The organism is Variovorax sp. CAN15, assembly GCF_030462475.1.
Classification (GTDB): domain Bacteria; phylum Pseudomonadota; class Gammaproteobacteria; order Burkholderiales; family Burkholderiaceae_C; genus Variovorax.
Window position 1 is genome coordinate 14713 of sequence record NZ_JASMRZ010000024.1, and the last position, 26521, is coordinate 41233.

At 64.6% G+C, this 26521-nt stretch carries 33 protein-coding genes and 2 tRNA genes; 16 read left to right on the top strand and 19 right to left on the bottom strand.

What is annotated here, in order from left to right:
- Position 1: 1 nt before the first annotated feature.
- Positions 2 to 841, top strand: coding sequence for a BPSS1780 family membrane protein (locus QMO14_RS16730; RefSeq protein WP_301508475.1), 840 nt, complete (start codon positions 2 to 4; stop codon positions 839 to 841).
- A 37-nt stretch (positions 842 to 878) separates the two neighbouring features.
- On the opposite strand, the gene QMO14_RS16735 is transcribed toward QMO14_RS16730, so the two are convergent.
- A complete protein-coding gene (locus QMO14_RS16735; protein WP_301508476.1) occupies positions 879 to 3308 on the bottom strand; it encodes a UvrD-helicase domain-containing protein in 2430 nt (809 codons plus the stop codon).
- Positions 3309 to 3524: 216 nt separating this feature from the next.
- On the opposite strand from QMO14_RS16735, the gene QMO14_RS16740 reads away from it, so the two are divergent.
- Entirely contained in the window at positions 3525 to 4502 is a 978-nt protein-coding gene (locus QMO14_RS16740) for a GMP reductase (protein ID WP_301508477.1), read from the top strand.
- Between the two features lie 6 nt (positions 4503 to 4508).
- On the opposite strand, the gene QMO14_RS16745 is transcribed toward QMO14_RS16740, so the two are convergent.
- Positions 4509 to 5375 (bottom strand): alpha/beta hydrolase, encoded by an 867-nt coding sequence (locus tag QMO14_RS16745; RefSeq protein ID WP_301508478.1) that lies wholly within the window; start codon positions 5373 to 5375, stop codon positions 4509 to 4511.
- Between the two features lie 88 nt (positions 5376 to 5463).
- Here QMO14_RS16745 and QMO14_RS16750 point away from each other — a divergent pair.
- Positions 5464 to 5539: transfer RNA gene (locus QMO14_RS16750), tRNA-Ala, on the top strand.
- Between the two features lie 50 nt (positions 5540 to 5589).
- On the opposite strand, the gene QMO14_RS16755 is transcribed toward QMO14_RS16750, so the two are convergent.
- Entirely contained in the window at positions 5590 to 6297 is a 708-nt protein-coding gene (locus tag QMO14_RS16755; RefSeq protein ID WP_301508481.1) for an SDR family NAD(P)-dependent oxidoreductase, read from the bottom strand.
- 140 nt (positions 6298 to 6437) lie between these two features.
- On the opposite strand from QMO14_RS16755, the gene QMO14_RS16760 reads away from it, so the two are divergent.
- Together QMO14_RS16760 and QMO14_RS16765 are read left to right on the top strand one after the other, a co-directional pair.
- Positions 6438 to 6513, top strand: a tRNA-Lys gene (locus QMO14_RS16760).
- 154 nt (positions 6514 to 6667) lie between these two features.
- A complete protein-coding gene (locus tag QMO14_RS16765; RefSeq protein ID WP_301508483.1) occupies positions 6668 to 6982 on the top strand; it encodes a phage protein NinX family protein in 315 nt (104 codons plus the stop codon).
- 1 nt (position 6983) lies between these two features.
- Here the strand turns inward: QMO14_RS16765 and QMO14_RS16770 are convergent, their stop codons facing one another.
- Positions 6984 to 7727, bottom strand: a complete 744-nt coding sequence (locus QMO14_RS16770; RefSeq protein ID WP_301508485.1) for an SOS response-associated peptidase — start codon at positions 7725 to 7727, stop codon at positions 6984 to 6986.
- 2 nt (positions 7728 to 7729) lie between these two features.
- Complete coding sequence (locus QMO14_RS16775; protein WP_301508487.1) at positions 7730 to 7939, bottom strand: hypothetical protein; 210 nt, start codon at positions 7937 to 7939, stop codon at positions 7730 to 7732.
- A gap of 87 nt (positions 7940 to 8026) precedes the next feature.
- Here QMO14_RS16775 and QMO14_RS16780 point away from each other — a divergent pair, with 87 nt between their 5' ends.
- From QMO14_RS16780 to QMO14_RS16825, 10 genes are all read left to right on the top strand, one after another.
- On the top strand, positions 8027 to 8494 hold the full coding sequence (locus QMO14_RS16780) for a hypothetical protein (RefSeq protein ID WP_301508488.1): 468 nt from the start codon (positions 8027 to 8029) through the stop codon (positions 8492 to 8494).
- 15 nt (positions 8495 to 8509) lie between these two features.
- Entirely contained in the window at positions 8510 to 8803 is a 294-nt protein-coding gene (locus QMO14_RS16785; protein WP_301508489.1) for a hypothetical protein, read from the top strand.
- Entirely contained in the window at positions 8800 to 9036 is a 237-nt protein-coding gene (locus QMO14_RS16790) for a hypothetical protein (RefSeq protein ID WP_301508490.1), read from the top strand. The genes QMO14_RS16785 and QMO14_RS16790 overlap by 4 nt, the downstream gene beginning before the upstream one ends.
- Positions 9023 to 9238 (top strand): hypothetical protein, encoded by a 216-nt coding sequence (locus QMO14_RS16795; RefSeq protein WP_301508491.1) that lies wholly within the window; start codon positions 9023 to 9025, stop codon positions 9236 to 9238. Before QMO14_RS16790 ends, QMO14_RS16795 begins: the two co-directional genes overlap by 14 nt.
- Before the next feature lie 455 nt (positions 9239 to 9693).
- Positions 9694 to 10779 (top strand): hypothetical protein, encoded by a 1086-nt coding sequence (locus QMO14_RS16800; RefSeq protein WP_301508492.1) that lies wholly within the window; start codon positions 9694 to 9696, stop codon positions 10777 to 10779.
- Between the two features lie 63 nt (positions 10780 to 10842).
- Positions 10843 to 11097: a hypothetical protein gene (locus QMO14_RS16805; RefSeq protein WP_301508493.1), complete on the top strand. Its 255-nt coding sequence runs from the start codon at positions 10843 to 10845 to the stop codon at positions 11095 to 11097.
- The gene (locus QMO14_RS16810; protein ID WP_301508494.1) at positions 11094 to 11636 is read left to right on the top strand and encodes a thermonuclease family protein; all 543 of its coding nucleotides are present in this window, start codon (positions 11094 to 11096) and stop codon (positions 11634 to 11636) included. Before QMO14_RS16805 ends, QMO14_RS16810 begins: the two co-directional genes overlap by 4 nt.
- Positions 11637 to 11718: 82 nt before the next feature.
- Positions 11719 to 11892 (top strand): type II toxin-antitoxin system HicA family toxin, encoded by a 174-nt coding sequence (locus tag QMO14_RS16815; RefSeq protein WP_301508495.1) that lies wholly within the window; start codon positions 11719 to 11721, stop codon positions 11890 to 11892.
- A 65-nt stretch (positions 11893 to 11957) separates the two neighbouring features.
- Positions 11958 to 12371 (top strand): type II toxin-antitoxin system HicB family antitoxin, encoded by a 414-nt coding sequence (locus QMO14_RS16820; protein ID WP_301508496.1) that lies wholly within the window; start codon positions 11958 to 11960, stop codon positions 12369 to 12371.
- Positions 12372 to 12449: 78 nt separating this feature from the next.
- Positions 12450 to 12788 (top strand): hypothetical protein, encoded by a 339-nt coding sequence (locus QMO14_RS16825; protein WP_301508498.1) that lies wholly within the window; start codon positions 12450 to 12452, stop codon positions 12786 to 12788.
- A 135-nt stretch (positions 12789 to 12923) separates the two neighbouring features.
- Here QMO14_RS16825 and QMO14_RS16830 read toward each other — a convergent pair whose 3' ends face one another.
- Positions 12924 to 14594, bottom strand: a complete 1671-nt coding sequence (locus tag QMO14_RS16830) for a hypothetical protein (RefSeq protein WP_301508499.1) — start codon at positions 14592 to 14594, stop codon at positions 12924 to 12926.
- Between the two features lie 4 nt (positions 14595 to 14598).
- Positions 14599 to 16758, bottom strand: a complete 2160-nt coding sequence (locus QMO14_RS16835; protein ID WP_301508500.1) for a hypothetical protein — start codon at positions 16756 to 16758, stop codon at positions 14599 to 14601.
- Positions 16759 to 16878: 120 nt separating this feature from the next.
- Here QMO14_RS16835 and QMO14_RS16840 point away from each other — a divergent pair, with 120 nt between their 5' ends.
- Positions 16879 to 17295, top strand: coding sequence for a hypothetical protein (locus QMO14_RS16840; protein WP_301508502.1), 417 nt, complete (start codon positions 16879 to 16881; stop codon positions 17293 to 17295).
- A gap of 26 nt (positions 17296 to 17321) precedes the next feature.
- Here the strand turns inward: QMO14_RS16840 and QMO14_RS16845 are convergent, their stop codons facing one another.
- Genes QMO14_RS16845 through QMO14_RS16900 form a run of 12 tightly spaced genes read right to left on the bottom strand, consistent with a single transcriptional unit; the run spans position 17322 to position 26521 of the window.
- Positions 17322 to 17846: a hypothetical protein gene (locus QMO14_RS16845; RefSeq protein ID WP_301508504.1), complete on the bottom strand. Its 525-nt coding sequence runs from the start codon at positions 17844 to 17846 to the stop codon at positions 17322 to 17324.
- On the bottom strand, positions 17846 to 18406 hold the full coding sequence (locus QMO14_RS16850; protein ID WP_301508506.1) for a lysozyme: 561 nt from the start codon (positions 18404 to 18406) through the stop codon (positions 17846 to 17848). The genes QMO14_RS16845 and QMO14_RS16850 overlap by 1 nt, the downstream gene beginning before the upstream one ends.
- Positions 18403 to 18714, bottom strand: a complete 312-nt coding sequence (locus tag QMO14_RS16855; protein ID WP_301508507.1) for a hypothetical protein — start codon at positions 18712 to 18714, stop codon at positions 18403 to 18405. The genes QMO14_RS16850 and QMO14_RS16855 overlap by 4 nt, the downstream gene beginning before the upstream one ends.
- Positions 18715 to 19311 (bottom strand): DUF4376 domain-containing protein, encoded by a 597-nt coding sequence (locus QMO14_RS16860; RefSeq protein WP_301508508.1) that lies wholly within the window; start codon positions 19309 to 19311, stop codon positions 18715 to 18717.
- Between the two features lies 1 nt (position 19312).
- Complete coding sequence (locus QMO14_RS16865) at positions 19313 to 19900, bottom strand: phage tail protein (protein ID WP_301508509.1); 588 nt, start codon at positions 19898 to 19900, stop codon at positions 19313 to 19315.
- A gap of 3 nt (positions 19901 to 19903) precedes the next feature.
- A complete protein-coding gene (locus QMO14_RS16870) occupies positions 19904 to 20506 on the bottom strand; it encodes a hypothetical protein (protein ID WP_301508510.1) in 603 nt (200 codons plus the stop codon).
- Between the two features lie 3 nt (positions 20507 to 20509).
- Complete coding sequence (locus QMO14_RS16875; RefSeq protein WP_301508512.1) at positions 20510 to 21094, bottom strand: hypothetical protein; 585 nt, start codon at positions 21092 to 21094, stop codon at positions 20510 to 20512.
- Positions 21091 to 21444, bottom strand: coding sequence for a hypothetical protein (locus QMO14_RS16880; RefSeq protein WP_301508514.1), 354 nt, complete (start codon positions 21442 to 21444; stop codon positions 21091 to 21093). Before QMO14_RS16880 ends, QMO14_RS16875 begins: the two co-directional genes overlap by 4 nt.
- A 53-nt stretch (positions 21445 to 21497) precedes the next feature.
- Positions 21498 to 22532 carry a hypothetical protein gene (locus tag QMO14_RS16885; RefSeq protein ID WP_301508516.1) on the bottom strand — a complete coding sequence of 345 codons (1035 nt, stop codon included), beginning with the start codon at positions 22530 to 22532 and terminating at the stop codon, positions 21498 to 21500.
- Positions 22529 to 24349, bottom strand: a complete 1821-nt coding sequence (locus tag QMO14_RS16890; protein WP_301508518.1) for a hypothetical protein — start codon at positions 24347 to 24349, stop codon at positions 22529 to 22531. Before QMO14_RS16890 ends, QMO14_RS16885 begins: the two co-directional genes overlap by 4 nt.
- 10 nt (positions 24350 to 24359) lie before the next feature.
- On the bottom strand, positions 24360 to 25895 hold the full coding sequence (locus QMO14_RS16895; protein ID WP_301508520.1) for a hypothetical protein: 1536 nt from the start codon (positions 25893 to 25895) through the stop codon (positions 24360 to 24362).
- Positions 25892 to 26521, bottom strand: coding sequence for a hypothetical protein (locus tag QMO14_RS16900; protein WP_301508521.1), 630 nt, complete (start codon positions 26519 to 26521; stop codon positions 25892 to 25894). The genes QMO14_RS16895 and QMO14_RS16900 overlap by 4 nt, the downstream gene beginning before the upstream one ends.

Consider the following 26521-nt stretch of genomic DNA (forward strand, 5'->3'; position numbering starts at 1 on the left):
CATGAAACTCAATCTCGTGCCGGCGCGAACCGGTGTGGAATGGGTCCGACTCGGGCTCAGGAACTTCTGGCGGCAGCCGCTGGCCTTCGTGTCGCTGTTCATGCTGTTCATGGCGCTGATCTCGACGATCTCGCTGCTGCCGGTGATCGGCAGGTTCCTTCCGTTCGTGCTCCTGCCCTTCTCCACGCTGGGCTTCATGGTCGCGGCTTCGGTGGCCGATGCCTCCGCCAGCGACAAGGCCGCGGCGGATGACGGCACGGCCGGCCCAAGGAAGCCCACCGGCGCGCTCATGTTCCTGTCGGTGGCGCAGGCCATGCGGACGGAATGGCGCTCGCTGGCTGTGCTGGGCGTGATCTCGGCGGTGTACTGCCTGCTGACGGTATTCGTGACCGCGGTCGTCGATGGCGGCCAGTTCATGCGAAGCTACTTCGCCGGCGAGGCTCCCGCCAAGGAGGTGATGGAGAGCAGCCGGTTCCAGGTGGCCAACCTGCTGCAGATGTGCCTGACGCTGCCGCTGATCGCGGCCATCTGGCACGCTCCCGCGCTGGTTCACTGGCATCGCGTGGAGCCGGTGAAGAGCATCTTCTTCAGCCTGGTCGCGATGTTCCGCAACTTCGGCGCCTACGCGCTGTACTGGCTGGCGTGGTGCGGCGTGCTGCTGCTCGGCCTGCTGGCGGCGGCGCTGGTGGGCACCATCGTGATCGGCGTGGGCTCGCTGGGCTCGGGCAGCGGCGCGATGACCGCCGGCAACCTCCTGATGCTCGGCACGGTGCTGACGCTCGCGGCGATGACGCAGGCGTCGAACTGGTTCACCTTCCGCGACACCTTCAATCCCGACTGAGGTCCGCCGACGCGGCAGGCGCCCGCCGGGCGCCGGATCAGATCGGCGTGAGCTTGGCCACCGACAGCGCCAGCCACTTCACGCCATGACGCGCGAACTTGACCTGCGCGCGCGCATCGTCCCCGGTGCCCTCCAGAGCGGTCACCGTGCCTTCGCCGAACTTGTTGTGGAACACCTGCATGCCCGAACGCAGGCCATGCGAGGGCGCGGCCTTCTGCGGCGGAACTGGCGGGCTGGCGAAGGTGTCCTTGTCGCCGCGGCTGCTTCCGCCTCCTGAACCGCCGCCATAGCCGCCGCCGTAGCCGCCGGCGCCGCCGCGCGTGCTTCCGTAGCCGCCGCCGTAGCCGAAGGCCGAGGGCGCGAATCCCTGGTTCTTGGGCGTGAGCCACTTGAGGGCGCCTTCGGGCAGCTCGTCGAAGAAGCGGCTCTTGACGTTGTAGCGGGTCTGGCCGTGCAGCATGCGGGTCTGCGAGTGGCTCAGGTACAGGCGCTTGCGGGCTCGCGTGATCGCCACGTACATCAGGCGGCGCTCTTCCTCGAGGCTCTCGAAGTCGCTCATCGAGTTTTCGTGCGGGAACAGGCCCTCTTCCATGCCGGTGATGAACACGCAGTCGAACTCCAGGCCCTTGGCGGCGTGCACGGTCATGAGTTGCACCGCGTCCTGCCCCGCCTGCGCCTGGTTGTCGCCGGATTCGAGCGCGGCGTGCGTGAGGAAGGCTGCCAGCGGGCTCAGCGTTTCGCCCGTTTCTGCGTCGGGCGCGAGCGGTTCGTCGAGCACCGGGCGGTTCGGATCCAGGCCCTGGCTGGCGGGCGACTGGCGCAGTTCGTCGACCGGCAACGCCACGGCGTCGCGGCCGAAGCCCTCCTGCGTGACGAAGCTCTCGGCCGCGTTCACCAGTTCGTCCAGGTTCTCGATGCGGTCGGCGCCTTCGCGGTCGGCCTTGTAATGCTCGACGAGACCGCTGTGGTCGAGCACCAGTTCGATGATCTCGCGCAGGCTCACGCCCTGCGTCTGCTCACGCAGCACGTCGATCTTGGCGACGAAGCCGGTGAGGTTGGCGCCCGCCTTGCCGCCGACCACGCTCACCGCGTCGTGCAGCGAACGGCCGACAGCACGCGCCGCGTCCTGCAGCGTCTCGAGCGTGCGCGCGCCGATGCCGCGCGGCGGGAAGTTCACGACGCGCAGGAAGCTGGTGTCGTCGTCCTTGTTCTCCAGCAAGCGTAAATAGGCCAGCGCATGCTTGATTTCGGCGCGCTCGAAGAAGCGCAGGCCGCCGTACACGCGGTACGGCACGGAGGCATTGAAGAGCGCTGTTTCGATCACACGGCTCTGCGCGTTGCTGCGGTAGAGCACGGCCATTTCCTTGCGCTCGTAGCCGTCGCGCACGAGCTGGCGCATTTCCTCGACCATCCATTGCGCCTCGGCGAGGTCGGTAGGCGACTCGTACACGCGCACGGGCTCGCCGGGGCCCTGGTCGGTGCGCAGGTTCTTGCCCAGGCGCTTCTTGTTGTGGCCGATGAGCTCGTTGGCCGAGTCGAGAATGTTGCTGTAGCTGCGGTAGTTCTGCTCCAGCTTGATCTGGTGGCGCACGTCGAACTCGCGCACGAAGTCGGTCATGTTGCCCACGCGCGCGCCGCGGAAGGCGTAGATGCTCTGGTCGTCGTCGCCCACTGCGATCACGCTGTTGTGCTGGCCGGGCACGAAACGGCCTTCGACGGTATTGCCCGCGAGCATCTTGATCCAGGCGTACTGCAGGCGGTTGGTGTCCTGGAACTCGTCGATCAGGATGTGGCGGAAGCGCCGCTGGTAGTGCTCGCGCACGGGTTCGTTGTCGCGCAGCAGTTCGTAGCTGCGCAGCATGAGCTCGCCGAAATCGACCACGCCTTCGCGCTGGCACTGCTCCTCGTACAGGCGGTAGAGCTCGACCTTCTTGCGGTCGTCGTCGCTGCGCATCTCGATGGCGTCGGGGCGCAGGCCGTCCTCCTTGGCGCCGGCGATGAACCACTGGGTCTGCTTGGCGGGAAAGCGCTCGTCGTCGACGTTGAACTGCTTCATCAGACGCTTGATGGCCGAGAGCTGGTCCTGCGTGTCGAGGATCTGGAAGGTGGAAGGCAGGTTGGCCAGCTTCCAGTGCGCCCGCAGCAGGCGGTTGCACAGGCCGTGGAAGGTGCCGATCCACATGCCGCGCACGTTGACGGGCAGCATGGCCGTCAGGCGCGTCATCATTTCCTTGGCGGCCTTGTTCGTGAAGGTCACGGCGAGGATGCCGCCGGCGGAGACCTGGCCCGTCTGCAGCAGCCAGGCGATGCGGGTGGTGAGCACGCGCGTCTTGCCGGAGCCGGCGCCTGCCAGGATGAGAGCGTTGCCTTCGGGCAACGTGACCGCGGCGAGTTGCTCCGCGTTCAGATTCTGGAGCAGCGGCAGCGCTGGAGGGTGGGCGTCGGCCGCAGGATCGTTAAACAACATCCTCCGATTGTAGAAACCACGGCGTATGCGGGTTATATGAAGAAGCGGAAGACCTGCCTTCGTGAGTCCGCGTAAAATCAATCACCGGGCCCAAGTTTCTTGCGCCCGGTTTTTTGTGGGCGTTTCCTTTGCGAAACTTTGCGAAATGCACCGCAGAAGCCGGCCGGACCAAGCGCTCATTCGTTTCTTTCAACGATTCCTTCCAGGAGCCTGGTCATGCAGATTTTCGATTACGACAACATCCTCCTCCTCCCGCGCAAGTGCCGCGTGGAGAGCCGCTCCGAGTGCGACACCAGCGTCACGCTGGGCGAGCGCTGCTTCCGCCTGCCGGTGGTTCCCGCCAACATGAAGACGGTGGTCGACGAGTCGATCTGCCTGTGGCTGGCGCAGAACGGCTACTTCTACGTGATGCACCGCTTCGACCTCGACAACGTCAAGTTCGTCAAGGACATGCAGGGCAAGGGCGTGTTCGCCTCCATCTCGCTGGGCGTGAAGAAGGCCGACTACGACACCGTCGACCAGCTGGTGGCCCAGGGCCTCGTGCCCGAGTACGTGACGATCGACATCGCGCACGGCCACGCCGACAGCGTGAAGAACATGATCGGCTACCTCAAGCAGAAGCTGCCGAAGACCTTCGTGATCGCCGGCAACGTCGGCACGCCCGAAGCGGTGATCGACCTCGAGAACTGGGGCGCCGACGCGACCAAGGTCGGCATCGGCCCGGGCAAGGTCTGCATCACCAAGCTCAAGACCGGCTTCGGCACGGGCGGCTGGCAGCTGTCGGCGCTGAAGTGGTGCGCGCGCGTGGCGACCAAGCCGATCATTGCCGACGGCGGCATCCGCGACCACGGCGACATCGCCAAGAGCGTGCGCTTCGGCGCGTCGATGGTGATGATCGGCTCGCTGTTCGCCGGGCACGAGGAGTCGCCCGGCAAGACCGTCGAGGTCGATGGCAAGCTGTTCAAGGAGTACTACGGCTCCGCCAGCGACTTCAACAAGGGCGAGTACAAGCACGTCGAGGGCAAGCGCATTCTCGAGCCCATCAAGGGCAAGCTGGCCGACACGCTGGTCGAGATGGAGCAGGACGTGCAGAGTTCGATCAGCTACGCGGGCGGCCGCGCGCTGATGGACATCCGCAAGGTCAACTACGTGACACTCGGCGGCGACAACGCCGGCGAGCACCTGCTGATGTAGTTGCCCTCAGGCTTCCAGGAGCTGCACCGCATGCCGGTGCAACGCATGCGCCGGATCGGCGAGCGCGTCCACCACGTCGAAGTGGTTGAGCCCTGGAAGCACCTCGCACACCGGCACGGTGTTGCGGCCCCACGCGTCGCGGATCATGGCGTTGTGGCGGATGAATTCTTCGCTTTCACTGCCGCCCGCGACCGCGTACAACTGGCCGCGCCTCGGCGCCGGCCACAAGGCGGGGCTGGCGCGCAGGACGTCGGCGTCGGTCAGCTTCAGCGTGTTTTCCAGAAACGGCGTGCGCTGCAGCGGGCGCAGATCGTAGAGGCCCGAGATCGACAGCGCGTTGCGCACCAGGTGCGCGGGGAGGTCGGGCGCGACTGCCTTCCAGTCGCAGGCCAGCAGCGCCGCCGCCATGTGTCCTCCGGCCGAGTGGCCGGCGACGGTGATCCGCGTCGGATCTCCGCCGTGATCAGCGATGTGGCGCCACGTCCATTCGAGCGCGCGCACCATCTGCAGCAGGATGCCCGGCACCGTGACGGGCCGCTCCAGCGTGCCGGGACAAAGCGCGTAGTTGGGCTGGACCACGCAGATACCGCGATCATTGAAGGCGGGGGCGATGAAGGAATGGTCTTTCTTGTCCATCGCGCGCCAGTAGCCGCCGTGGATGAAGACCAGCACCGGCGCATCTGGCACCGGGGCGGGAAAGATGTCGAGCGTCTCGTTCACGCCCAGGCCGTAGGGCACGTCGATGCGGGCCGGAAGAGCTTCGCGCACCGCGGCCGATTCCTTCGCCCAGCGCTCGAAATACGCGGGGTGGTTCCTGACCCGCGCGAGGTTGTTGTACATGCCTTCCAGCCAGGCGGGATCGAACGAGGCCATGCGATCTTGCTCCGTGTTTCGCAAGGGGCGCATCTTGACACGCAGACATGCGCCGGAAGGGAGTTTTGGTTAAACTTCGCCTTGCGTTGGGGGGGTAGCTCAGCTGGGAGAGCGCCGCGTTCGCAATGCGGAGGTCGGGAGTTCGATCCTCCTCCTCTCCACCAACCGACATGGAAAAGGCCTTGGCATCCGCCAGGGCCTTTTCTTTTTTCGCTCAGGTATCGAGCGTCAGATGCTGCCCGTGCAGAGCGGCGGCGGCCGGCGACGCGAGGAACGCAATGGTCTGCGCGGCGACCGAGGTGGACACCCAGTCGGCGGGGTTCGCATCGGGCATCGCCTGCCGGTTGGCGGGCGTGTCGAGCACGCTCGGAGCCACGCTGTTGATGTTGACGCCATGCGGTGCCGCCTCGGCCGCCATGGCTTCCACCAGGCGCTGCAGCGCGCTCTTCGACGCGATGTAGGCGGCCATGGCAGGCACGCCGCGCGCCGCGGCCTTCGCCGTGACGGCGATGACGCGGCCGGAACGCCGCTCGATCATCGAGGGCAGCACCGCCTGCGTCACCGCGACGAACGACCAGGCGTTGAGATTCATCATCCGGTCCCAGCTTGCACGCGTGAGCGCATGCGTCGCCTCGCCCATCTCGAAGCCACCCGCGATGTGCACCAGGGTGTCGATGCGGCCGAAGGACTTGAGCGTCTGCTCCGCAAGAGCCGCCATCTCGGTCGTGGAAGTCACGTCGCCCGAAAGCAGGAGGTGCTGCGAGTTGTCGAGCCCCGGGAAAACTTCGGCCAGGCGACCCGCGTGATGGTCGACCAACGCAAGGCGCGCGCCCTGGTCGATGAAGTGCTGGGCCACCGCGCGGCCCAGTGCGCCTGCGGCGCCGGTGATCAAGACATGGGGCGTGGTGCCGGCGTCGCTCATCGAAGTTCTCCTGGTTGAGGGGCCCTGCCCCATCGGTGATGACGAATCCTAACGCTGCACGTCACAAATTTTTTGGACGAGTGCGAAATCTGGGATATACTCGTGGTCTTGCCAGAAAACACTGAACGTTTTCAAAGCAAGGGCTCTTAGCTCAGTTGGTAGAGCAGCGGACTCTTAATCCGTAGGTCGAGTGTTCGAGTCACTCAGGGCCCACCACCAACACCCGCAGAAATGCTGAACCGCCCGCTATCTAAAAGGTAGCGGGCGTTTTTCATTTCGGTACCCAATGTGACCGCTTATGCGACGCGTCGCATATCCAGTGTTCTCGCCCCTCCCTTAGACGAGCTTCACGCTTCACAAGAAATCGACCATGAAAGTCTCAGACCTCGCCGGCTCGCAGCTCGATTTCTGGGTCGCCAAGGCCGAGGGTGTCGAGGCCAGCGTCGACACCCAGTTGAAGTTCATGCCGTCCACGAACTGGTCCCAGGGCGGCCCCATCATCGACCGCGAGGGCATCCAGGTCGCGCCGATGCCGGCCAAGGGCGGCACCTGGTGCGCAGTGTCCACTGGCCGCCTGCCGAACCGTGCCAGCAACTCCAACGGAGCATGGATGGAGGGGCCGACGCCGCTCATCGCCGCAATGCGGGCCTACGTGCGCGCGCGGTTCGGCCCCGAGGTCGAGTAGATCAGGCCTCGGCGGGCTCTTCTTCGGCCGCGGGCGCCGCATCATCAACCGCCGGGCCGGCGTCGATCACGTTCACGGACGGCAGCATCAGCATGTCGCGCGCCTCTTCCACGGTGCAGGTCAACCAGCGGTCGAAGTCGTGCTCCTCGAGCGGCACCACTGAGCGCTTGTCGAAGATCTCCAGCCCGGTCGCCCGGTCGATCTCAATCTTGTGCATGCGCGACATCAGCGGGTGCAGATTCGCGTTGATGGTCAGCATGGTGTAGCTGTCCCAGACCTCGCCGGTCTTGATGTCCGTCCAGGTGTCCCACAGGCCTGCGATGCCCCAGGGCCTGCCGTCCGCGCGCTTGAAGCGCCACCACTGATTCTTCCCGGACTCCCAGTTCGGCTCATCGAAGCTGCTGGCCGGGATGATGCAGCGCTGGCTCTTCTTCCAGGCATTGCTGTAGGTCGGCGACTTCTCCATCCGATCGGTGCGCGAGTTGACGGTGCTCAGGCGCTTGCCCTTAATCTCGCCCTTGCGCGGCTTCGTCTGCGGGATGTTCGAGGTCGACCAGGGCGGGATCATTCCCCACTGCCCCACCACCAGCTCGCGCTCGTAGTCGGTGACATCTAGCGCGCGGCGCATGAACGGGCCCTTGTAAAGGGGGTTCATGCTGCGCAGCCACCGCTCGGCAGTGCGTGCGCCGATGTACCAGGCCGCCTCGATTTCGCGGGCTTCGGGAGAGATGTACCTCGTGCACACGATCAGCCCCTCAATCCGTTTCGCCAGTTGACCATGCGCCGCAGTTCGGCAAAGCCGGCCTCCAGCGCTTCCATGTAGGTGCCATAGGCGTTCGGCCCGGCCATGAATTCACCGTACACCCGCGCGTCGTCCTTGGCCTCGATCAGCAACCAGTAGAAGTGCCCAGGCTCCTGCTCATCAACTGTCAGGGCGATCTGGCGGAGGTGATCCATGCCCACATTCTGCCCTCAGGAACCCGATTGACGGCCAGATACCCGAGGCAGATACTGTATTTTCATACAGCCACTCGGAGTCCCATTATGGAAGCCTCGCCCCTCCCTTCTCCCCTATCTGCTGCCGACCGAGAGCCTGAGTTTGCGGCTGTCGCCCCCTCCTCCAAGCGCTTGCGGGAGCGGGACTGGATCAACCGCTACGTCAACGAATGGGGTGACCTCGCCCAAGGCCGATTCGACGTGGAAATCACGACCATGGACGGCATGGCTCTGCAGCATGTGGTCGGCCACCGCCCACCGGAAGAGGTGGCACGCCAGCACTACAACGCCTGCACAGGTGCCGATTCCGCTGCCGCCCGCGCAGAGGAGAAATTCCAGGAGCTGGCCGTCATGTTCGGCCTCACGAAATCCGGTCAGCCGCTGCCGAAGGCGGCACTGGAGTTCGCCTATGGCGTGGCCACGCTTTGTGCCGGCGCGGTGGATCGCTTCCGCGATCCCCGTGAAGGCAGCGCTGGCGATCACATCCGTGGGCTGTACGGCCCGGTGCCGTTTTGAGCGCGGCTGGTCGCCATGAAAGACGTCGAGTACTTCTACTTCATGCTGCCGCCAAGCATCTGGAAGAAGAAGCCCCACAGGTCATCGTTCAAGATGGACGCTGAGTACGCCGCCAAGGTCTATCCTGGCGCAACTCCAATTCTCGCCACGCGCGAGGTCCGGCGGCTGCCATCCACTCCTGAGGAAATAGCGAGTGCCGGGCGCACCAATGGCTATGGCCTGAACACCCGCGCCATGACCGAAAACGAGATCGGCAGGCATATCCAGGAATTCGACAGGCGTTTGAGGGAAGAAGGCAAGCTGCCATGAGCATTCGGGACGAGTTCGAGCAGATGGCTCGAAGCGTCGGCGAGCTCGAACCAAACGAACCCATCCGAGAATCACTGGTCGAGTTTGCCGAGCTCGTCACCGCGCGATGCGCTCGGATCGGAGACCAGTACGGCGACTGGGATCGAAACGCAGGGGACCACATCCGCGCCGAGATGTACGACCTCCCTGGCCTCCTTCCGACGCCGCGACAATCAGACCATGAGCCAAGCTGACATATTCCCCACCGAATCGACCACTCTCTACACGCCAGCCTGGTACAGCAGCACGGCCCGAGAAGAACGCCCTCTTCCGCTGGCGCCGGGCGACTACAAGGTCACGCCCGGGCACGGCGCCGAGCGCTGGACGGTCACGTCGCTGAAGGATGGCACCACGGTCTACAGCGGCATTGGGCCGGTCGAAATCCGGCGCTCCTAGGCGAAGCTCGAAGAGTCAACATCACTGCCCGCTGACTGCGGGCTTTTTTTCGTCTACTGTTTTTTCGTACAGATTGAAAATCTATACAGCATGCCCAAGCATTGCACCAAAACCCATGGATTTACAAAATCCGCCACGGTTGGCGAACTTAGCAAACTTATCAACAAAACAAATCACAAGTTATCCACAGATTTATCCAATTGCGCAGTTCAACTTCCGACTTATCATGCGACCCGAAACCTTCTGACGCATAACCAGCTTCCAGGATTCAAACGGCCAAAAAAAACCGACCCCTCAGGGTCGGTGGTCGCTTCATCCCGGGATCTTTATGTCTTGGCGGACCGATCCCGGAACTTGTAACAGCTGAGGTGATTGTACGGGCGCGCTCGAATGGAAAACAAGGGCGAAATCGTAACAACGGTCACCAAGGCACGGCACCAAAGGAGCTATCCCCTATGCCAAAGCCAAGTGTTCGGACAACATCTTCTGCCGTCGCAGCCGGCAGTGCCTCCATCGCATCAGCGCCAAAGAGGACCCCGCGAAAACGACTTCAGCAGGCCACCCAAAATACCAGCAAAAACAACAACTTAAGCGCGCTTTTGCCCGCCGAGCAGGCCAGCAAAAAGCAGCTCCCTCTGGACCTCGGCATCGAGGTGCAGAAGGATGTCAACGGCGTGGAAATGGGTGTTCTAGAGAACGGCATGCCCTACCTGACGCAACGCGGCCTTTCGGTGGTGACGGGGGCTGCGCGAAGTCTGATTCAGACCATCACGAAGGAATGGGAAGATCACTTCGACGACGACGTCATCGGCAAGGATCGAATTTCGTTCTTCAAACAGTACCTCAGCGACCACGGATTCAACGAGCCAACGTTGCATGTCGAAACTGTGCAGGCAGGCTCGATCCACTACGCATACCCTGACGTAGTGTGCATGGCGTTCCTGGAGTACTACGCATTCGAGTCCAAAGGGGACAGCAGCACAGCGATCGAAAACTACCGCAAGTTCGCGTCCTTCGGCCTACGGCGATTCATCTACGACGCCCTGGGATATTCGCCAGAACGCAAGGTCCTCGATAGCTGGCGACACTTTCACGATCGTGTCGACATGACGGCGACCTCGGTCCCCGATGGGCACTTCAGCGTCTTTGCAGAAATTGCGATCATGCTTGTGCCGATGATTCGCGCGGGGATTTTCATCAGCGACAGGGTAGTCCCCGACATTTCTGTCGGCAGGGCCTGGAGCGAATACTGGGAAGCGAACAATCTCGAAGAGAAATACGGGGCGCGATCTCGCTACGACCATGAGTATCCGCTGTACTACCCGCAGGCAAAAAGCAATCCTCAACCTGCCTACTGCTATCCAGAAGAGGCACTCGGATCTTTCCGCGCGTGGCTTGCCAAGACCTACATTACTTCGAAGTTCCCCGCCTACATGCTCGGGCAGACCAAAAAGGGAACTGTGCCGCTGGCGCTTGCAAATAAGGCGCTTGGAGCTTTCGGCGCGCAACTGTTGGAGCCGCCGAGGAGGCGCCTTGCGTAGTTGAGTTCAACCCGCCTCGGCGGGTTTTCTTTTGCCTGCAGCGAGCGCCGCGACAATGCCAGGATGACCACGCTCTACCTGCAGATGACCGAGAAGCTAACCGCCCACTGGAAGGCGAACGAAAACGCGTATCCGAAGAAGTTCGTGCTGTCGCCTGCACTGCGCGATGAATACCTCAGATGCTTGAGCTGGATGACGGACTTGCAAGCACGGGCCGACACGATCCCGAGGAAGCACATGGGCGTGCCTATCGAGATCGACGAGGCCTCGCCGGGCGTGATGGTGGCCTCCGACGGCACTGAGGTGGCGCTGCAGTGAAGGCCGGCCGCTTCCTGGTGCTGGGCGCTCTGCTCGCCCTTCCCCTGATCGCCGCGGCCGATGTGCGCACCTGCCTCGTGGTCGGTGTCAGCGACGGCGACACCCTCACCGCGCGCTGCGGCACCGCCGGCGCCTATGAGCAGGTCAAGGTCCGCTTCAACGCGATCGACGCGCCAGAGAAGAAGCAGCCCTTCGGCCAGCGCGCGAAGGAAGCGATGTCCGATCTCGTCTACATGAAGGAGGTTGACCTCGACTGCCGCAAGACCGACCGCTACGGCCGCAGCGTCTGCCGTGTCCACGTCGCACCGAACTCAGCGCCCAGCGGCCCAAAGACCTTGGACGCTGGCCTGGCCATGATCACGCTCGGCATGGCCTGGTGGTATCGGGACTACGCGCGCGAGCAGACCGCGGAGGAGCGTGGACAGTACGAGTTCGCCGAGAAGGAGGCAGCAGCGAAAGGCGCCGGCCTCTGGGGCGACAAGCGCGCGATGGCGCCGTGGGAGTGGCGCAAGGCACAGCGGCCTTCCTCAGGAAATTAATCAACATTTTTGTTGATTTTCCACTTGCGCATAATCAACAAATTTGTTTATACTCTCTCCATGTTCAACACATGGAGGATCCATGAAGCAGAGCGAGTTCAAGCGGAAGCTCGCTGAGCAAGGTGCGACATTCAAGCAGGGCAAAAAGCACTTGAAGGTCTACTTGAACGGCAAGCAATCGACGCTGCCCAGACACCCCGCCAGCGAGTTAGGCGAAGGTCTCCGGAAAGCGATCTTAAAGCAGCTTGGTTTGTAAGGAGGGAGGCCCCGAGAGGGGCCGTCCCGACAGCTTCAGGATTATCCAATTTTAGGAAGGCTCTCATGCGGTATCAAGTCGATGTAAGAAAGGATGGGGACGGCTATATGGCCTCGTTCCCAGATATCCCGGAAGCATTAACGGCCGGAGCGACTCGGGAAGAAGCACTCGAAATGGCACGTGATGCACTTATCTCTGCGCTTGACTTCTATTTTGAAGATAAGCGAGAAGTACCAAGCCCAAGTCGAATTGCCAAAGGCAAAGATGCAATTGAGTTGCCGGCTAGCTTGTGTGCCAAGGTGCTTTTGCTAAATGAAATGATTCGTCAGAAGATTCGACCCTCAGATCTCGCGCGCAAATTGCACACGAGCGCACAGGAAGTGAATCGGCTGACGGATCTTCGGCACACAACGAAGGTTGATGCCGTGCAGCAGGCACTACAGGCACTTGGCAAGCGCTTGGAGTTTGCTATCGCCTAAATCGCAATATGCGTAAACGTCAAGGCGCAAGGGCAATGCTCTTGCGCCTTTTTTTTAACCACTAACTCAGGAATTAAGATGGAGACAATTTACACACAAATCAATGACAGTCTCACCGACACGAAGACGCTCGCCACACATCTAAAAGTTCTGGGAGCAATTCGAAAGCAATCAGAGGACACCAATCTTATTGCATTGATCGACGGAGCAATATACGAAACTTCGGCGCTCTACCAAAATATAAAAATTAAGAGTCAACCGCTCGCACTGATTCGGCCAGATAAGCTAATTGGCAGTACGCAAGCAGGAAAAATAGAAAAACTTTTTACGACATGCAAGCGGATGATCGCAATCAAGAAGCCGGAATGGCAAGTTCTAGCTGAGCGCAACGGTTGGACACCTCCTGCTGCCAAGTAATCCGAGCGAGAAGGTCCGAAAGCGCCCGCTGAGTGAAGCCCTGCTACATTCCGGCTATGACCTTCACCGCCTACCAGATCGGCAAGCTCGTTGTCATCGGCTTGGCCGCGCTGGTATGGGGCATCTACTGCGGGCTCACTGGTCGCGATTTGAGAGGGCGACCGGTGCGCCGCGACCAATCGCAAGACGGGCAGCAGTGACGCCGAGCGCGGGCTGAGTCGAAGCTGCTGGGGCCGCAGCAAGCGCGCGCTGAATTGGACCCGATAAAGCTGCAGCGCGGGCCCCCATGCGGGCCACTGGCAAGCCGAGCGAGGCAAGGCCAGCGCCAGCAGCGCCGGCGAGAACGGTCGAGGCTACGTCCAGCGGACTGAACGCCGTCACACTCCCGATCTTCGCGGGATCCTGAAACGCCTTGGGGAAGGCCTGCGCGGCACGCGCAATCGTCTCCAAATTGCCAGAGAGCGGCTTTCCGCGTGCCAATTGCGCCGCCAAATTGCTTGCCGATACGCTGCCAGTGGTCGGATTCAGCGCCCGCTCGATCGTGTAGGTCTTGGCGATGGTCTGACGAGCATTTCGGAAGTCATCGAGCATCGCCAGCGGAAACCCATTCGTGGCGAGGTGCTGCTCGATCGCGTTTTCCAACGCCGTGGCGCCGCTCTTGAAGGCGCGGCCGGCATCCTTCTCGCCGCGACGATAGGCCGCATCTGCCATCTCGCGCAGCTCGCGGATTTTGTCGATCGCGCTGCGCGCCTCGAACTGGCCGGAGCGCAAGGCGTCGATCTGCGCGATGACTGGATTGGGCGCCGCGTCTGGAAAGCCCTGTGCCGCGCGCCGATATGGCGCCGTGATGTTGTCCAGCGCGCGTGTGTAGGCCGCTGTCGGCGTGATGGTGCCTGTGCTACCCACCGCGTCGTAGGCTGCGCCTGCACGCTGCCGAATCCCGTTCAGTAGGTCCGGGGTCAGCTGCTCGCCAGGGCCTAGCTTCAACTCACGGCGCACCAGCTCGTTGACATCGTCCTGATTGCGAATGCTCGCTTGCTGCGCGGTCTTAATTTTTCCTCCCACTCCTTCCAGTGCTTGATTGAGTACGGTAGGGTTGACCTGCGAGGGCGGCAACGTGAAGCCAGCATCCAGCGCCGCCTGCCCGGCTTGGCGTACGCCCAGCGGGACCTCTGGGCCGCGCAGCGTCCTGCCGATGGCTTGGCCGGCCACACCGAGACCACGCACAACACCCGGCAGCGCTGCACCGACAAAAGCGCCTGTCCCAGCTTGCTCGGGATCTGCGAGCCCAGCGGAAAGACCCCCGGAGATCGCACCACCGGCAGACCGGATACCCAATCCAGCACCTTGCGCGCTGAGGCCTCCGGAGGTGATGGCCTCGCCCAGTGGCACCAGCACGCTGGGCGCCACGCCACCGGCTGCTCCTAGAGCCCGAACACCAGCACCAACGGCGCCACCCACCGGCAGCGTCGCCAGGACCTGTCCGCCGACACGGCCGACATCCGCTGCGGTGCTGCCACCGAACTCCTGCTTGAACTGGTCGGTGCCGACCTTGTTCATCGCGGCGACGCGCTCGCCTTCCTTGGTGCCGGCGACCTTGTCGAAGCCGCTGGCCAGCAGCTGCGCGCCAGTGTCGATCACGTCCTTGGCGCCGCGGCCGAGCCCGGCCACGAAGCCCGCCACGGGATTCACCGTTGGGGCCGCGGGGGTCGCAGCATCAAGCTGCCCGGTGAAGGGCTGCAGCGCGGGCGCCGCTGGTGCTGGCGACGGGTCGAGCTGGCCAGTGAATGGTTGAAGTTGTGCCACGGGTTCAACCTCCGATGAAGCGCTGGCCCTGCGCGTCTTCGTAAACCGGCCGGCCGCCGGACGTGCCGACTTGGCGCGTCATGCCAGGTGGCAGGCTGCCAGGGCCCGGGGCTGCGGTAGGTGCGCTGACCTGCGCGAGACGGCGCTCCGACTCCGGCACCTCGGCCAAGATGCCGCGGGTGGCGAGCTCGCGATTTCGCCGCTTCTGTTCGATGACCTGCGCACTGTCGCCGGGTTGCGGGAAGTACTGCTGGCGCGCGTTCGCGAACTCCGAATCGGCGATCGCTGCACCGGACTCACGCCGCAGCGCGGCGTTGATGAAGTCGCGCTGCGCCTGCTCGACCTGCTGCTGGGCCGGGCTCTGTGTCCAGTTCGCCGCCGCGCCCATGCCAACGGCATCTGCAGCACGCTTGATGAGCCCGGGCTGATTCACGCCCGAGGCGGCCATGCGGTTCAGGATGTCTTCAGAGGCAAGCATGCGGCTGCCGAACTGCAGTGCCTTTGCCTGAGTGTCGTTGAGCGTGTTCTTGCCCTTCGGCGTGTTCGGGTCCTGGGGGCCGCCAGGTATTGGTTCGAGGCCGGTACCGTCAGCCTTGACGCGGTAGCCCGTGGGCACCCCAGTATTGCCAGCGCGGATGGCGTCGATGCCCAGCCGCGCGCGATCGATGGCGTTTGCTTCCTGCTGCTGCGTGACCTGCGCGCGAGTGCGAGCCTCGGTCGCGCGCTCCTGGATCAGCGATCGCTGCGTCTCAGCTGCATCCTTCGCTGCCTGAGCAGCAGCGGCTACGTGCTGCTGAATCGGTGTCTGAGCGCCCTCGACCTGTTGCGCGAAGACCTGTGCTCCATTGCGGCCCGGAGGAGCGCCACGCGCCAGAGTCGTGCGCAGTGCAGCCCCATCGAACATTGCCTGGGCGGCGGCTGGACCCGGGTTCTCGATGATTGCAAGGCCGCCTTGCGGAACTGCAGCGTTCGATGCCTGCAGACGCGCCAGCCGCGCGTTGGTATCTTCCAGGCCGCCGAGTGCACCCGGGCCAGCCCCAGGCGCCGAACCGACGTTCGTTCCCGAGAAACTATTGCCGTTGCGGCTCACGCCCAGGGGCAGATTCGAAGCCGGATCAGCCGCAGCTGGCGGAACCGCGCCATAGCCGGTCATGGCGTCAACAAGCGGTTCTCCCATCGGGGGTGCCGCGGGCGCGCCTATCGTTGCAGCCGATGCGCCACCCTGAAACTCGAGGCTTCGCGGGTCGGTCAGGTTATTGAGTCGCTGAGGCGTGGCAGGCGGAGGAGCTACGGCGGCAGCGGCCGGCACGAAGGTCGAAGGTCCGGTAGCCTGAACGCCGCGCTGCAGGGCGGCGTCGTTCGCGTTGGTGCTGCGCGAGCTGCTTGGACGCGGGTAGATGCCGAAGACCGCGCCACCGCTTTCCGTCGGGGCCAGAGGCGCGGCGGCAACCGCTGGCGCTTCAGCCGCGAGTCGCTCAGCAGGAGAACGAGGATCGGAGCCGGTCATCGAGCGGCCGGCAGCGATGGCGCGATCTGCGCCGAAGTACCCGAGACCACCTCCCACGATGCCGCCAACCACGGCGCCGGGCGGCCCGAGGACGGAGCCTGCAGCTGCGCCCATTCCGGCACCAGCACCTGCTGCACTCAGCCGGCCGACTCCTTGCGCAGCCTGGGCGGCGACATCGAGCCCCGTGGCGTTGGGATTCGTCGCAACGTCATAGACCTGCTTTCCTTCCAGACCTACACCGAGTGCGGCACCAGCGCCGCCGAGCGCTCGCGCCACCGGGATGCGAGCACCAGCAGCCTCGGCGGCCGGCAGAGCTGCAGGTGCTGCCGCAGCCGGAACTCGCGTCGGCTGGACCACGTCGACCGGCCCCATGTTGATGGTCGGCCTGCGACCGATGATCTCGCTGCTCGGTGCAGCCGGGGCCGTCGTCGTCACCGAGGCATTCGGCGCCGTCGCCGGTACAGCAGTGCCTGCTTGTGCTGGAGGTAGCTGAGCGGGCGGCACGACATCAGCCATGCCCATGTTGATCGTTGGCCGGCGTCCAATCACGCTTCCCGATGAGGAAGGCGGCACCGCGCCAAGGGAGGCATTCGCAGCAGGGGGAAGCCGCGGGCGAACGCCAAAGCCTGTTTCGTCGGGCAAGAGTTGAGTCGCCATGGAGACCTTTCTGATGATCCCCGGCATTCTTCGCGCGCGCGGCACATGGCGCGAACTCTACTGGGGGACCGTTGCTTTCCCTACTGACACCGAATATCGTCAAGCAAATCAGGAGAAGAGATGGCCGACTCACCGACCCTGCCGCTAGCTTGGCTCAAGTTCCAGGCGATCTGCGTTGTGACTGCAAGTCTCGCAGTCCCCATCGTGATCGCAATAATCGGCAACGCATACACAGATGCCCAGAAGCACAGCGAGGTATCAGTCCGCTATGTTGAACTGGCCACCTCGATTCTTAAGAGCCCTCCCACCGAAGAAAACAAGGCCCTGCGAACATGGGCTGTTGAAGTGCTGGATGCGACATCACCAGTACGACTGACCCTACATGTCAAGGAGGAGCTCAGCAAAGATGGAATTCAGCCAGATCGCTCTGGTTTAGATCGTGAAGCGATCTGGGAACTCATGTGCCAAATGGAGTGGAAGAACTCAGAGATGACTAAACACCCCGAATGCGATCGCTACAAGCGTAAGGGGAAATAGATCTAGACCTCTGTCAGCGCCTMCGATCAACCAACTTCCGGAAGCAGCGCACTCCGGCAAGAACTGTATGCTGCGCTCATGGTCTCGATCTCGGTCAGCGCGTCTGCAAGGCGTCGAGCACCAGCTTCCGGAAGTACCCCACTGGCCGCGCCGGCGTCTTCTGCACCAGTTCCGGCGGCGGCGGCGGCACCACCTGAGGCGCTTCCACCACTGCGCCCGGCATCGCGGGTGCAGTCGCGCACCCTGACAACCACAGGAGCGCTGCGCTGGCGCTGATCGTCAGCAGTGATCTGAGTGACAGCTTTCTCATCGGTCTTCTCCTGCGCCTTGGCGCGTTTGTCGAGCTCGGCCTGCTTGGCGTCGCGTTCCTTGGTGCGCTGCTCGAGCAGCCGCTGCGCGGCCGTGTTCGTAGCCACGACTGCGGCGTTCTGAACCTGCAGCGCCAGGCTGGTGGTCTTGGCCAAGGCGCGGTAGTGCCACGTCGCAAGGCCCAGCACCACCAGCAGCACAGCGAGCACGTAGATGACTGGCGTCTTGAGGTCGGGCACCATCACAGCACCTCAGCACAGGTCTGCGCCTCGTCGGCGCGCCGGTTGGCGAGGCCCTGCACGAAGGTGCATTGCCGCTGGCCAGCCACCGTCTTGCAGGTGTACGACCACACCAGCGTGCCGTCGTCGCCGCGCGCGATGCGCTGGCAGCCCAGGGCCCACTGCCCGCGGTTCCATGCCGCCATTGCACCGCTGCCGCATGTCGCCGATGGACCGAGATTCCAGGCGTGCGATGTCGCCATGTCGAACACCATCTGCGATGGCGGCCGCTTGAAGCACGTTGCCAGGCGCTGCTGCACCGCGACGACGGCGGCGCGCTCCTCGGCCTCGCACTTCTCGTCGGTCCAGCGCTCGCCCACGATGATCGGCGTCTTGGTGACATGGAGCGTGAGGCCGTTGCAGACGGTGGGAAGGCCGCCGGCCAGCCGGTCCGCGTAGACCACCAGCACGCGGGCCTTTCCGCTCTCCCACTTCTGCAGGAAGCCCATGAGGAACGGGCTGCCGGCCACCAGCGTCGCGCCAGCGACGACGATGGTGCTGATGACTTTGGTCTTGGCGCTCATTTCGGGGTCGCTCCGGTGCGCCACGCGGTGTACGCCGCCGCGATGGCGACACCCAGGCCCACGATGGCTGCCAGCGGCTTCGCCAGCTTGCCCAAGGCCTCGAGCACCTTGAAGGCGCCCTTGCCGTTCGAGAACCACTCGATGAGCTCGCCCACGCTGGACTCGACGCGCTGGGTCGATTCGGTGTTCGCCTTGAGGTTTGCTTCGATGCGGCTCATGCGGGCGTCACCCTCATCGAGTCGCGCGTGGATGGCGACGATCTCGGGATGAGGCGCATCTCCTGCGCTTGTGGTCAGGTCGTCGGGCATTCAGTGCTCCTGCGGGTTGGGGGCCGCCACGGGCCAGCCGGTATTGATGTCGTAGGTTTCGATGCCTGCGGCGTCCAGAGCCGCGATCGCTTCGTGGTGCATGCGCTCCGCCGTGAAGCAGGCCTGTACGTGCGCTCCGGTGGCTGCCGCGATGCCCTTGATCTCACCGATGCTGAGCGTCACCCAGCCGCTGTCGGACTTGAAGTCCACCGACTGAATACCAGCGATCTCGGCGTTCACGATCACCGAGGTGATGCGGTTCTGGTCCGACTTCCCAGTGAGTACGCGGGTGCCGGTCGGCAGAGTGATGCCGCCCGTCTCCACTTCCCAGCGCTTGTCGGTGACGGCGGCGACAAGCGCGGCACGTCTCTCTTCGATCGTGGGCGGCTCGATCACAGGGATCGCTTCGAGCACCCAGGCGCCATCGCGCCAGAAGCAGCGGCGGGTGTTGAGATCGAGTTCGGGTGGCACAGCCTCGGTCGTGTTGCCAGGCAGCAGGTAGACGCCCTCCTCGAGCGGCGAGAGGTCGGACTCGTCGAGCTCGACCGGGCCGATGTATCGTCGCGTTTCGTAGTCGAATGCGTAGACGGTCTTCATGTCAGAACCTGATGCACGCGAGGAATGCGACGTTGCGAGGCCGAACATATGCATAGTTCCGGTCCTGCGTGTTCACCCCTGAACGAGTGAAGCCGTTCCACACAGTCGACTGGGTAAGCGTCCCATCCGTGTTGAGGACCGAAGCCGGGTCTTGTGGTATCGAGCCGCCAGTGAGACCACCGTTGTTGTAGACCGCAGTCCCCGCTTGTGCCGTGCCGAGGGCTCGGCCGCTGTCGACCCCTCGGCCATCGTCAAGACTGCGAATGAACTCGCCCCGCGCCTCCGGAACGTTGAACGTCGTCGAGCCGTCTCCAGCACCGAAAGTCGTGCCGATGACAGCGAAGAGCGCCGCATAGGTCGTGCGTGAGACCGCAGCGCCGTTGGCCTTCAAGGCGTTCGCAGGCGGTGAGGTGCTTGGGAAATAGAAGACAGTACCAATCGGCATAGCCACCCCATCGACGCCCAACGCGGTACGTGCCGTGGCCGCGCTCGTCGCGCCTGTACCCCCGTTCGCCACAGGCACGGTATCTCCCGTGGCGATTTGACGCGCCACGCCGGAGACGAGAACAAGCGGCTTCTGGTCGGCCACGATTTAGGCGAGCACGATGGGCACGCCGCCCTCGAAGTTCAGGGAAGTGGCCGACGTTGCGATGCCGACGCGCTGCACCACATTGCCGGAGCCACTCGGCGCTGTGTTCGACGAAGTGCCGGCCGTCGTGGTCAGAAACTGCGGGCCTGGCGTCAAGCCCGTTACGGCGGTGTTGGTGCCCTCGAAATACACCGTGGCGAGGGCGGCGTTCGCCACAGCAGCCAGCACGAAGCCATGTGCCTCTTTGCCCGATGTGGTGGCATCAGCCTTGCGCACCTTCGCGCCAGAGCTGTTCCAGACGTTCACGAGATCGCCGGCGGCCAGCGCCTCGCTGGCGGTGATCGATGCAGTGTCGGCACCGATACCCACCGGCATCATGCTGGAGTCGATGCGACCCGAGGCGTCGAGCGCGACAACCTTCCCGCTGTCACCGGCGCCAGCCGAGCTGGTCTTGCTGTTGACGATGGTCGCGTCGAGCACGCCGTTGGCGTTCAGGGCGGGCAGCTTGTCGGCGTCACCCGCGCCGGCCGAGGTGGTCAGCGCGGCCTCCTCGGTCAGCGTGCCGGAGACGTTCTTGATGAATTTCTTCGTGGATGCGGTGCCCATGGGTTACTCCTGCAGGACGATGGGCGCCTTCGCGCCGATGAGAATCTGGGTGGGCAATGTGGCGATGCCGACGATGAGGCTGAAGCCACTGGTGGGCGGCGTCTGGGTGAGCACGCCGGCCAGGCCGACGAACACCGGCTGGTCGGGCGTCCATGCCCACGACGGCTCCGTCATCAGGCCGCCGAACTGGATCTGCGCCAGCGCGCCGGCGGCGGCAGCACCACGGGTGATGCCGAGCACCACGTTGGCGTCGGCAACTACGGTGTGATCGGCATAGATGGCCTCGCCGCCCAGCAGGCGCACCGCGCGGTGACCGCCCAGCGGCACTGCGGCCGGGAACTCGACGTAGGCTTCGCCCATCGCGCCAGGCACACCCGGCGGCCCCTGCGTGCCGATATCGAGCAGGATGAATTCCGGCTCGCGGGTGACGACGACGGTCTCGTCGGCGTCGACGGTGACGCTCTCATCGGATGGTGTCTCCAGCACGTCGGCGGCCTGCTCGACGGAATCGACAACAACAACGATCTGCTCGTCGACGACGAGTTCGCTGTCACCGACCTCGAGGATGTCGGGCGCGCAGCGGCTCATCGTGTCACCTCCGGCGATACGCTCACCGAGCCGGAGAAAAGGCGCCGCACCGTGCCGTCGGAGAACTCCACCTCCAGGTCGTAGACACCCGTTTTCCAGGTGATCGCAGCCGTGTCATCGGCCTCCACGCGGAGATTGATGGTGCCTGCTGCGCCGCCTAGCGAGATTCGGCCGTCATCGGTCGAGAGGCTCAGCAGGATGCCGGCGGACTCGATCTTCTCGCGCACCTGCATGCGTGCAGTGCATCCGGTGAGATCGACGGGCAGCGCCGGCTTGCCGGTCTTCCACGTCACGGTCTTCGTGAACGTGGCTCCCTGCTCGATGGAAAGCTTGATGCGTGCTGCGGCCATGGCCGGCACTTTGCAGGCACAACGAGCCGGCAGCTAACCCTACTGGGGTGCCGTCAGACAGCGCTGGAATCGCTCCCGCTGATGCTGGCACCCGCGTTGATGCCGTTCAGCGATGCCGCAGCGACCTGCGTGGTCGAAGTCAGCGCCGCGATGGCGGCCTGCACTCGATCGCTCAGCGTCTGGTTCTTCGAGCGCAGGTTCGCTTCGTTGCCGGCTTCCTTGATCTGTGCGTCGGCGATGGCGAGGCGCACGCGCGGCTCCAGCGCAGCGGTCTCAGCCTGGTACAGCGCCACCAGGTTGCGCGCCAGATCGCTGCGCACGCTCACCATCGCGGTGGCGAGGCCTGCGGCGACCTGATCGCCCTGCAGAAGCGTCCGGATGTACTCGCCGGCGCTGGTCACTGCCTTCATCCACATGTCCAGCGCCTGGCCAACAGCGAAGCGCGCGTTCTCCAGCTCGGCGCGGAAGGCCTCGATGCTGATGTCGCGGCTCTGCTCGGCCAGCTTGTTGCGCATGTCCTGGCGGATGAGTTGCACCTGATGCACCAGCGCGCCGGGCGGGAGCGGGAAGCCCCGGTTGGCGAAGGCCTGCATGGCATCGTTCTCGGCGCGCATCGCTTCCGTGTTGAGCCGAGCGCGGCCGCGCTCGTAGATCTGCGCCTCCACCGCCGCATTCACGCCGGTCCCACCGGTGGTCAGCGCCCGGTTGATCCACGCGATCGCGTTGTCGAAGTACGAGCGGTCAGGGAAGTAGGTCTGCAGGTAGTCGACGTAGCCCATCGTGATCTCGTCGTGGATCTCGGCGCGGGCGTCGTCGAAGATCGCTTTCGCGTCGGCCGGGTTGTTGTCCGGCAGTACGGGCTTGATCGGCATCACGTAGCTGGTGTCGAGGTCGACCAGCGGCACCTGGGGCGCCGGGTCGGTGATCTCGATGGCGCCATCAGCGCGCGCCGACGCGGCATTGAGCAGCAGCACGGCGTTGCGCCACTTGCCGTTCATGACCTGCGAGACGATGACCGGCGCGCCGGCGCCGCCGGTGCTGGGATCGGGCACGGAAACGAGGTCGCCAGGGTTGATAGGGGTCGTCATGCTCTGGTCTTTCTGGAGAGGTCGGCGACGATGAACTCGAGGCTGTCGATCTCGAAGTCGGCGCCGTCCTGGTTGTAGAAAACAGGGATCAGGTAGTTCGTCTTCAGGCCCTTGCCGAGCTTGAAGCGGTGCTGCTGCAGCTCCTCGGAGTAGCCCTGTGCCTGGTACTCGAACGCGCCGGCCGGGCCGGACACCTTGAGCACCAGCGGGGACTCCGACGCGGCGCCGATGAAGACCTCGGCCACCGTCTTCTGCTGCGAGTTGCCGAAGTCCAACTTCCCGGGGCAGATCGCGGCCTGGATCGGGGCACCGGCGTCGGTGTCGCCCTCCAGTAAGAAGAGGCCGCCCAGCTTGGCGCCGTAGTAGCGGTCGCCGATGCGCGCGAAGCTGTTGAAGCCGTAGTTCGCGTAGCTGGTGCTGCCGTAGCCGGCCATGTTGACGGTGTGCACCTCCAGGTCGGAGCCGGGCGTGGTCAGCGGCACGTCGAAGGTGAAGCCGTCGCGGATGTCCACGATCTCGACACCGCCGGCGATGTTCATCGGGATGTCGAACCCGAAGGCGTCGCGCATGTCGGCGACGTCGATGCTGGTGCCCGTCATCGGCACATCGAACCCGAAGATGTCGCGGGCGTCGGCCTGGTCGATCGCGGTGGCCAGCATCGGCACGTCGAACACGATGCCGTCGAACAGGTAGCGCATGGTCGCCGACTCGACGCCGAGCGTGCCCATCGCTGCCGGCGCGATGCCAAGGATCTGGCCGCCGTCATGGTCGGACAGGAAGCCGCTCGGCGCCGGCGCAGCAGCCGTGCTGGTGAAGACCTGCCCCGAGAGCATGTTCATGGCGCCCGCGGCGGCGGGCATGGTGCCGATGATCTTGTTGTTGGAGGTGATCACTGGCGTGCCGCCGTACATCGCGCCTTCCAGCGGCGGCATCTCGCCAGCGATCTGCGCGGTGTCGGCATCGGCCAGGAATCCGGTGAGCGCCGGCATGGTGGCGCGGATGCCGTTGCCCACGCCCAGGAAGCCCACGGCGGCCGGCATCTCGGTCGCGAACTGGGCCGTGGTGCTGGTCTCGCTGAGCAGGCCCTGCGCGCCCGGCATGGTGCCGACGATGCCGCCCGAGCTGTAGACCGCGATCGAGGGCTCGTCGATGCTGTCGCCGGAGCTGAAGAGTGCCGCCGCCATGAAGAGGTCCGCGCCCGGCGGCACGGCCGAGGCCTCCGACGCGAAGGGCGTGCCGTTCTTGCGGTACGTGGCCAGGCCGCCGGCGGCGACATCCATCTGGAACTCGTCGCTGGAAAGGTACGAGGTCAGGAAGGTGCCCGTGAGCGACTTCACCGAGCCGGTGTTGAAAAGCAGGCCGTGCAGGATGTGCCCGTAGCCGGCCGGCGGCGCGCTGGCCTCGCGGGTGACGCCGACCACCGCGCCCATGACGGCCTGCGGCACCTTGTAGGTGATGCTGGCCCCACCGTGCGCCGCCTCGATGGAATGCGCGAAGGAGGTCCACCCCTGCGGCGGCACGTCGACCGCGAAGGCCGGCGAGCCGATCACCTCGGCCGTGGCCGGATGGAAGACCTCCACGGTGTAGGTGTACGGGGTCAGCGGCGACAGGTTCACCGGATAGTTCGGGTCCCAGACCGTGCTGGTGCGGCCCGTCACCGGGTCGGTGGTTGTGACCCAGGCGCCCTTCGAAGTGTTCGGCGGGCCGACGCGCACGGCGGTGCGGGACTCGGTGCTCCAGTAGGCTGGGCGCGCCGGCTGGTACGGCACCTCGGGCACCGTGTAGCTGTAGCCGTTTCGGATCAGTTGGTTCGTCATGGGCGAGGCCTCAAATCGGTGGGGCGATGCGGCTGTCCGATGCCCATGGCGTGCCCGGCGTCGCGCCCGCGGGCTGGCCGTTGCGACGCAGGAAGGTCAACGCGGCGAAGTCCTCGAGTTGGAACTTGCCGACGTCGCCGACAGGCGCTGCGGCGCGGTCGGTGAGCACCGCCCTCTTCTGCCATGTCGCGCCGCGGTCGCGGGACTCGAAGAGCGAGTGGGCGCCGTCGTACATCGGCGCGACGATGATCCCGGGCGCGATGGCGGACACGATGCCGGTACGGTAGTTCGGTTGCGGTGCCGGCGGCATGGTGGCGATGGAGACACCATCGGGCGTGAACAGCAGCACCGGCGGCTCGTTCTGGATGTTGGTGTAGACCGTGGCCAGCGGCCGCGTGACGACGACGGCGCCGCCCTCGACACCGACGCAGCCGCCGCTCCAGAACGCCAGCGCGGCATTCACCTCTCCGTCGAACAGCGTCAGCGTGCTCAGCAGCGTGCGCGCGTTGGCGTCGATGATGCCGAGCTTCACCTTGGCCTTCAGCACGAAATCGACGCCCGGGTTCGGCGCGTAGGGCACCACCACGTAGGCCAGCGCGCGCGAGGCGCTCAGCGGCGCAGAGTAGAAGCCGCAGGCGTTGACCGCGGTGTTGAACATCGTGCCATACGACGGCACCGGCAGCGTCTGGATGGTGTCGAAGAACTCCTGGAACAGCTCGGTGCTGCTGGCCTCGTCCCAGGTCGCGCCGGCGTCGTCGGTGAACTGGAAGACGAGGCCGGGGCATGCGGCGGCATCCACGCTGGAGCCGCTGTAGTGCGGCCGGAGGTAGGCGCCCATGAAGACGTGCCGGCCGGGCGCGATGCGCGCCGGCGCCGCGTAGGTCGCCAGCTGGTCCGGCATGTAGAGGGTGTCGCCGAGCACTCGCGTGGTGCCGTCGTCGCGCAGGAAGGCGTGGTAGTGCTGGCCGCTGGGGTCCAGGCTCTGGTAGACGTAGGCGGACTGGAATTTCCGCGCCCCGGGCGGCCCATAGACCTCGCCGGGCACGAACGTAAACTGGGTGCCGTACTCGAAGGGCGCGAAGGCCGTGAAGTCGTAGAACGCCACGAAGCGACGGCCGTCGCGCGTGCGGTAGGTCTGCAGCTTGTAGGCGTTGCAGGGCTTGCCGTCGAAGTCGGTGGCCGTGCCCAGCAGCGTCGACGTGGTGTCGAGACCCAGCCCGCGACCGTAGTAGCGGATGCGATCGACGCCCAGCAGCCCGTCGTCGGCGATAAAGGTGCCGCGGTCGGTGAAGCGCCCGCGCGCGGTGGCAGAGCCCACCACCCGCTTCTCGCCGTCGATCATGCCGATGCTGTAGAAGCCGTCCTCGAGCGTGCCCTCGCGGGTGACCTCCAGGAAGTCGCCGCGCTTGTGGGCGACGACCTGGCCGCCGGTCTCGGGATCGAAGCGGCGCTTCTTCAGGTAGGGCACCGTCGACGAGGTGTCGAGGAAGGTGGCGTCCTTCCCGCCCTGACCGCTGAAGCCGTCGCGGTACTTGACGGGCTTCATGCGACCTCGAACGTGTTTGCGAATGCCGTCCAGAAAGGCGATGGACCGGCGCCGCCGGACTGGTCGCGCACCACCAGCGAAGTGACGGTGGGCCCGAATAGGAACTCGAAACGCACCACCATGTCCCCCGTGATCGCCCCCATGGGTACGCTGCCCGTGGTGTCGGCGGTGCCGATCAACACGCCGTTGACGTGCAACAGCACCGTAGGCGAGCCTGGGGTGAAGCGCATGACGGCGACACCCGAGGTAGGCGACGTCAAGTAATCCTGCAGGTTGACCGCGTTGTCATCCGCGATAAGGCTGGTGCCCGCGTTGTAGTAGAGGTCGAATTCCGCCAGGCAGCCGGGGTTTCCTGGGTTTGTGTTGCCCTGGCTCGCTGGGGTGCAGAACCTTGTGCGCAATCGGCCACTGGAAAGGTTTGTGAATCCGAACTCGACCTCTACCCACTCCGACGCGGAAAAGCGCGCCTCTGGGATCGTGATGGCGCAGGAACCGCCGAAGCTGGAGATGGCGCCGGCACCATCCAGATCCACAGAGCCGAGCACGTCCCAGGCGAGACCATCGGTGACGCGGCCCGACAGTGAGCCGGACGCGCCCTCGAAGTCGTCTGAGAACAGATCGGCCAT

Coding starts and splice junctions, on each gene's coding strand:
- QMO14_RS16855 (WP_301508507.1), bottom strand. CDS start 18,714: ATGCCCGACGACCTGACCACAAGCGCAGGAGATGCGCCTCATCCCGAG.
- QMO14_RS16895 (WP_301508520.1), bottom strand. CDS start 25,895: ATGAAGCCCGTCAAGTACCGCGACGGCTTCAGCGGTCAGGGCGGGAAG.
- QMO14_RS16745 (WP_301508478.1), bottom strand. CDS start 5,375: ATGGCCTCGTTCGATCCCGCCTGGCTGGAAGGCATGTACAACAACCTC.
- QMO14_RS16785 (WP_301508489.1), top strand. CDS start 8,510: ATGAAAGACGTCGAGTACTTCTACTTCATGCTGCCGCCAAGCATCTGG.
- QMO14_RS16835 (WP_301508500.1), bottom strand. CDS start 16,758: ATGGCGACTCAACTCTTGCCCGACGAAACAGGCTTTGGCGTTCGCCCG.
- QMO14_RS16875 (WP_301508512.1), bottom strand. CDS start 21,094: ATGAGCCGCTGCGCGCCCGACATCCTCGAGGTCGGTGACAGCGAACTC.
- QMO14_RS16900 (WP_301508521.1), bottom strand. CDS start 26,521: ATGGCCGATCTGTTCTCAGACGACTTCGAGGGCGCGTCCGGCTCACTG.
- QMO14_RS16780 (WP_301508488.1), top strand. CDS start 8,027: ATGGAAGCCTCGCCCCTCCCTTCTCCCCTATCTGCTGCCGACCGAGAG.
- QMO14_RS16740 (WP_301508477.1), top strand. CDS start 3,525: ATGCAGATTTTCGATTACGACAACATCCTCCTCCTCCCGCGCAAGTGC.
- QMO14_RS16890 (WP_301508518.1), bottom strand. CDS start 24,349: ATGACGAACCAACTGATCCGAAACGGCTACAGCTACACGGTGCCCGAG.
- QMO14_RS16860 (WP_301508508.1), bottom strand. CDS start 19,311: ATGAAGACCGTCTACGCATTCGACTACGAAACGCGACGATACATCGGC.
- QMO14_RS16805 (WP_301508493.1), top strand. CDS start 10,843: ATGACCACGCTCTACCTGCAGATGACCGAGAAGCTAACCGCCCACTGG.
- QMO14_RS16885 (WP_301508516.1), bottom strand. CDS start 22,532: ATGACGACCCCTATCAACCCTGGCGACCTCGTTTCCGTGCCCGATCCC.
- QMO14_RS16730 (WP_301508475.1), top strand. CDS start 2: ATGAAACTCAATCTCGTGCCGGCGCGAACCGGTGTGGAATGGGTCCGA.
- QMO14_RS16765 (WP_301508483.1), top strand. CDS start 6,668: ATGAAAGTCTCAGACCTCGCCGGCTCGCAGCTCGATTTCTGGGTCGCC.
- QMO14_RS16845 (WP_301508504.1), bottom strand. CDS start 17,846: ATGGTGCCCGACCTCAAGACGCCAGTCATCTACGTGCTCGCTGTGCTG.
- QMO14_RS16850 (WP_301508506.1), bottom strand. CDS start 18,406: ATGAGCGCCAAGACCAAAGTCATCAGCACCATCGTCGTCGCTGGCGCG.
- QMO14_RS16825 (WP_301508498.1), top strand. CDS start 12,450: ATGGAGACAATTTACACACAAATCAATGACAGTCTCACCGACACGAAG.
- QMO14_RS16790 (WP_301508490.1), top strand. CDS start 8,800: ATGAGCATTCGGGACGAGTTCGAGCAGATGGCTCGAAGCGTCGGCGAG.
- QMO14_RS16755 (WP_301508481.1), bottom strand. CDS start 6,297: ATGAGCGACGCCGGCACCACGCCCCATGTCTTGATCACCGGCGCCGCA.
- QMO14_RS16795 (WP_301508491.1), top strand. CDS start 9,023: ATGAGCCAAGCTGACATATTCCCCACCGAATCGACCACTCTCTACACG.
- QMO14_RS16880 (WP_301508514.1), bottom strand. CDS start 21,444: ATGGCCGCAGCACGCATCAAGCTTTCCATCGAGCAGGGAGCCACGTTC.
- QMO14_RS16870 (WP_301508510.1), bottom strand. CDS start 20,506: ATGGGCACCGCATCCACGAAGAAATTCATCAAGAACGTCTCCGGCACG.
- QMO14_RS16815 (WP_301508495.1), top strand. CDS start 11,719: ATGAAGCAGAGCGAGTTCAAGCGGAAGCTCGCTGAGCAAGGTGCGACA.
- QMO14_RS16840 (WP_301508502.1), top strand. CDS start 16,879: ATGGCCGACTCACCGACCCTGCCGCTAGCTTGGCTCAAGTTCCAGGCG.
- QMO14_RS16800 (WP_301508492.1), top strand. CDS start 9,694: ATGCCAAAGCCAAGTGTTCGGACAACATCTTCTGCCGTCGCAGCCGGC.
- QMO14_RS16775 (WP_301508487.1), bottom strand. CDS start 7,939: ATGGATCACCTCCGCCAGATCGCCCTGACAGTTGATGAGCAGGAGCCT.
- QMO14_RS16735 (WP_301508476.1), bottom strand. CDS start 3,308: ATGTTGTTTAACGATCCTGCGGCCGACGCCCACCCTCCAGCGCTGCCG.
- QMO14_RS16820 (WP_301508496.1), top strand. CDS start 11,958: ATGCGGTATCAAGTCGATGTAAGAAAGGATGGGGACGGCTATATGGCC.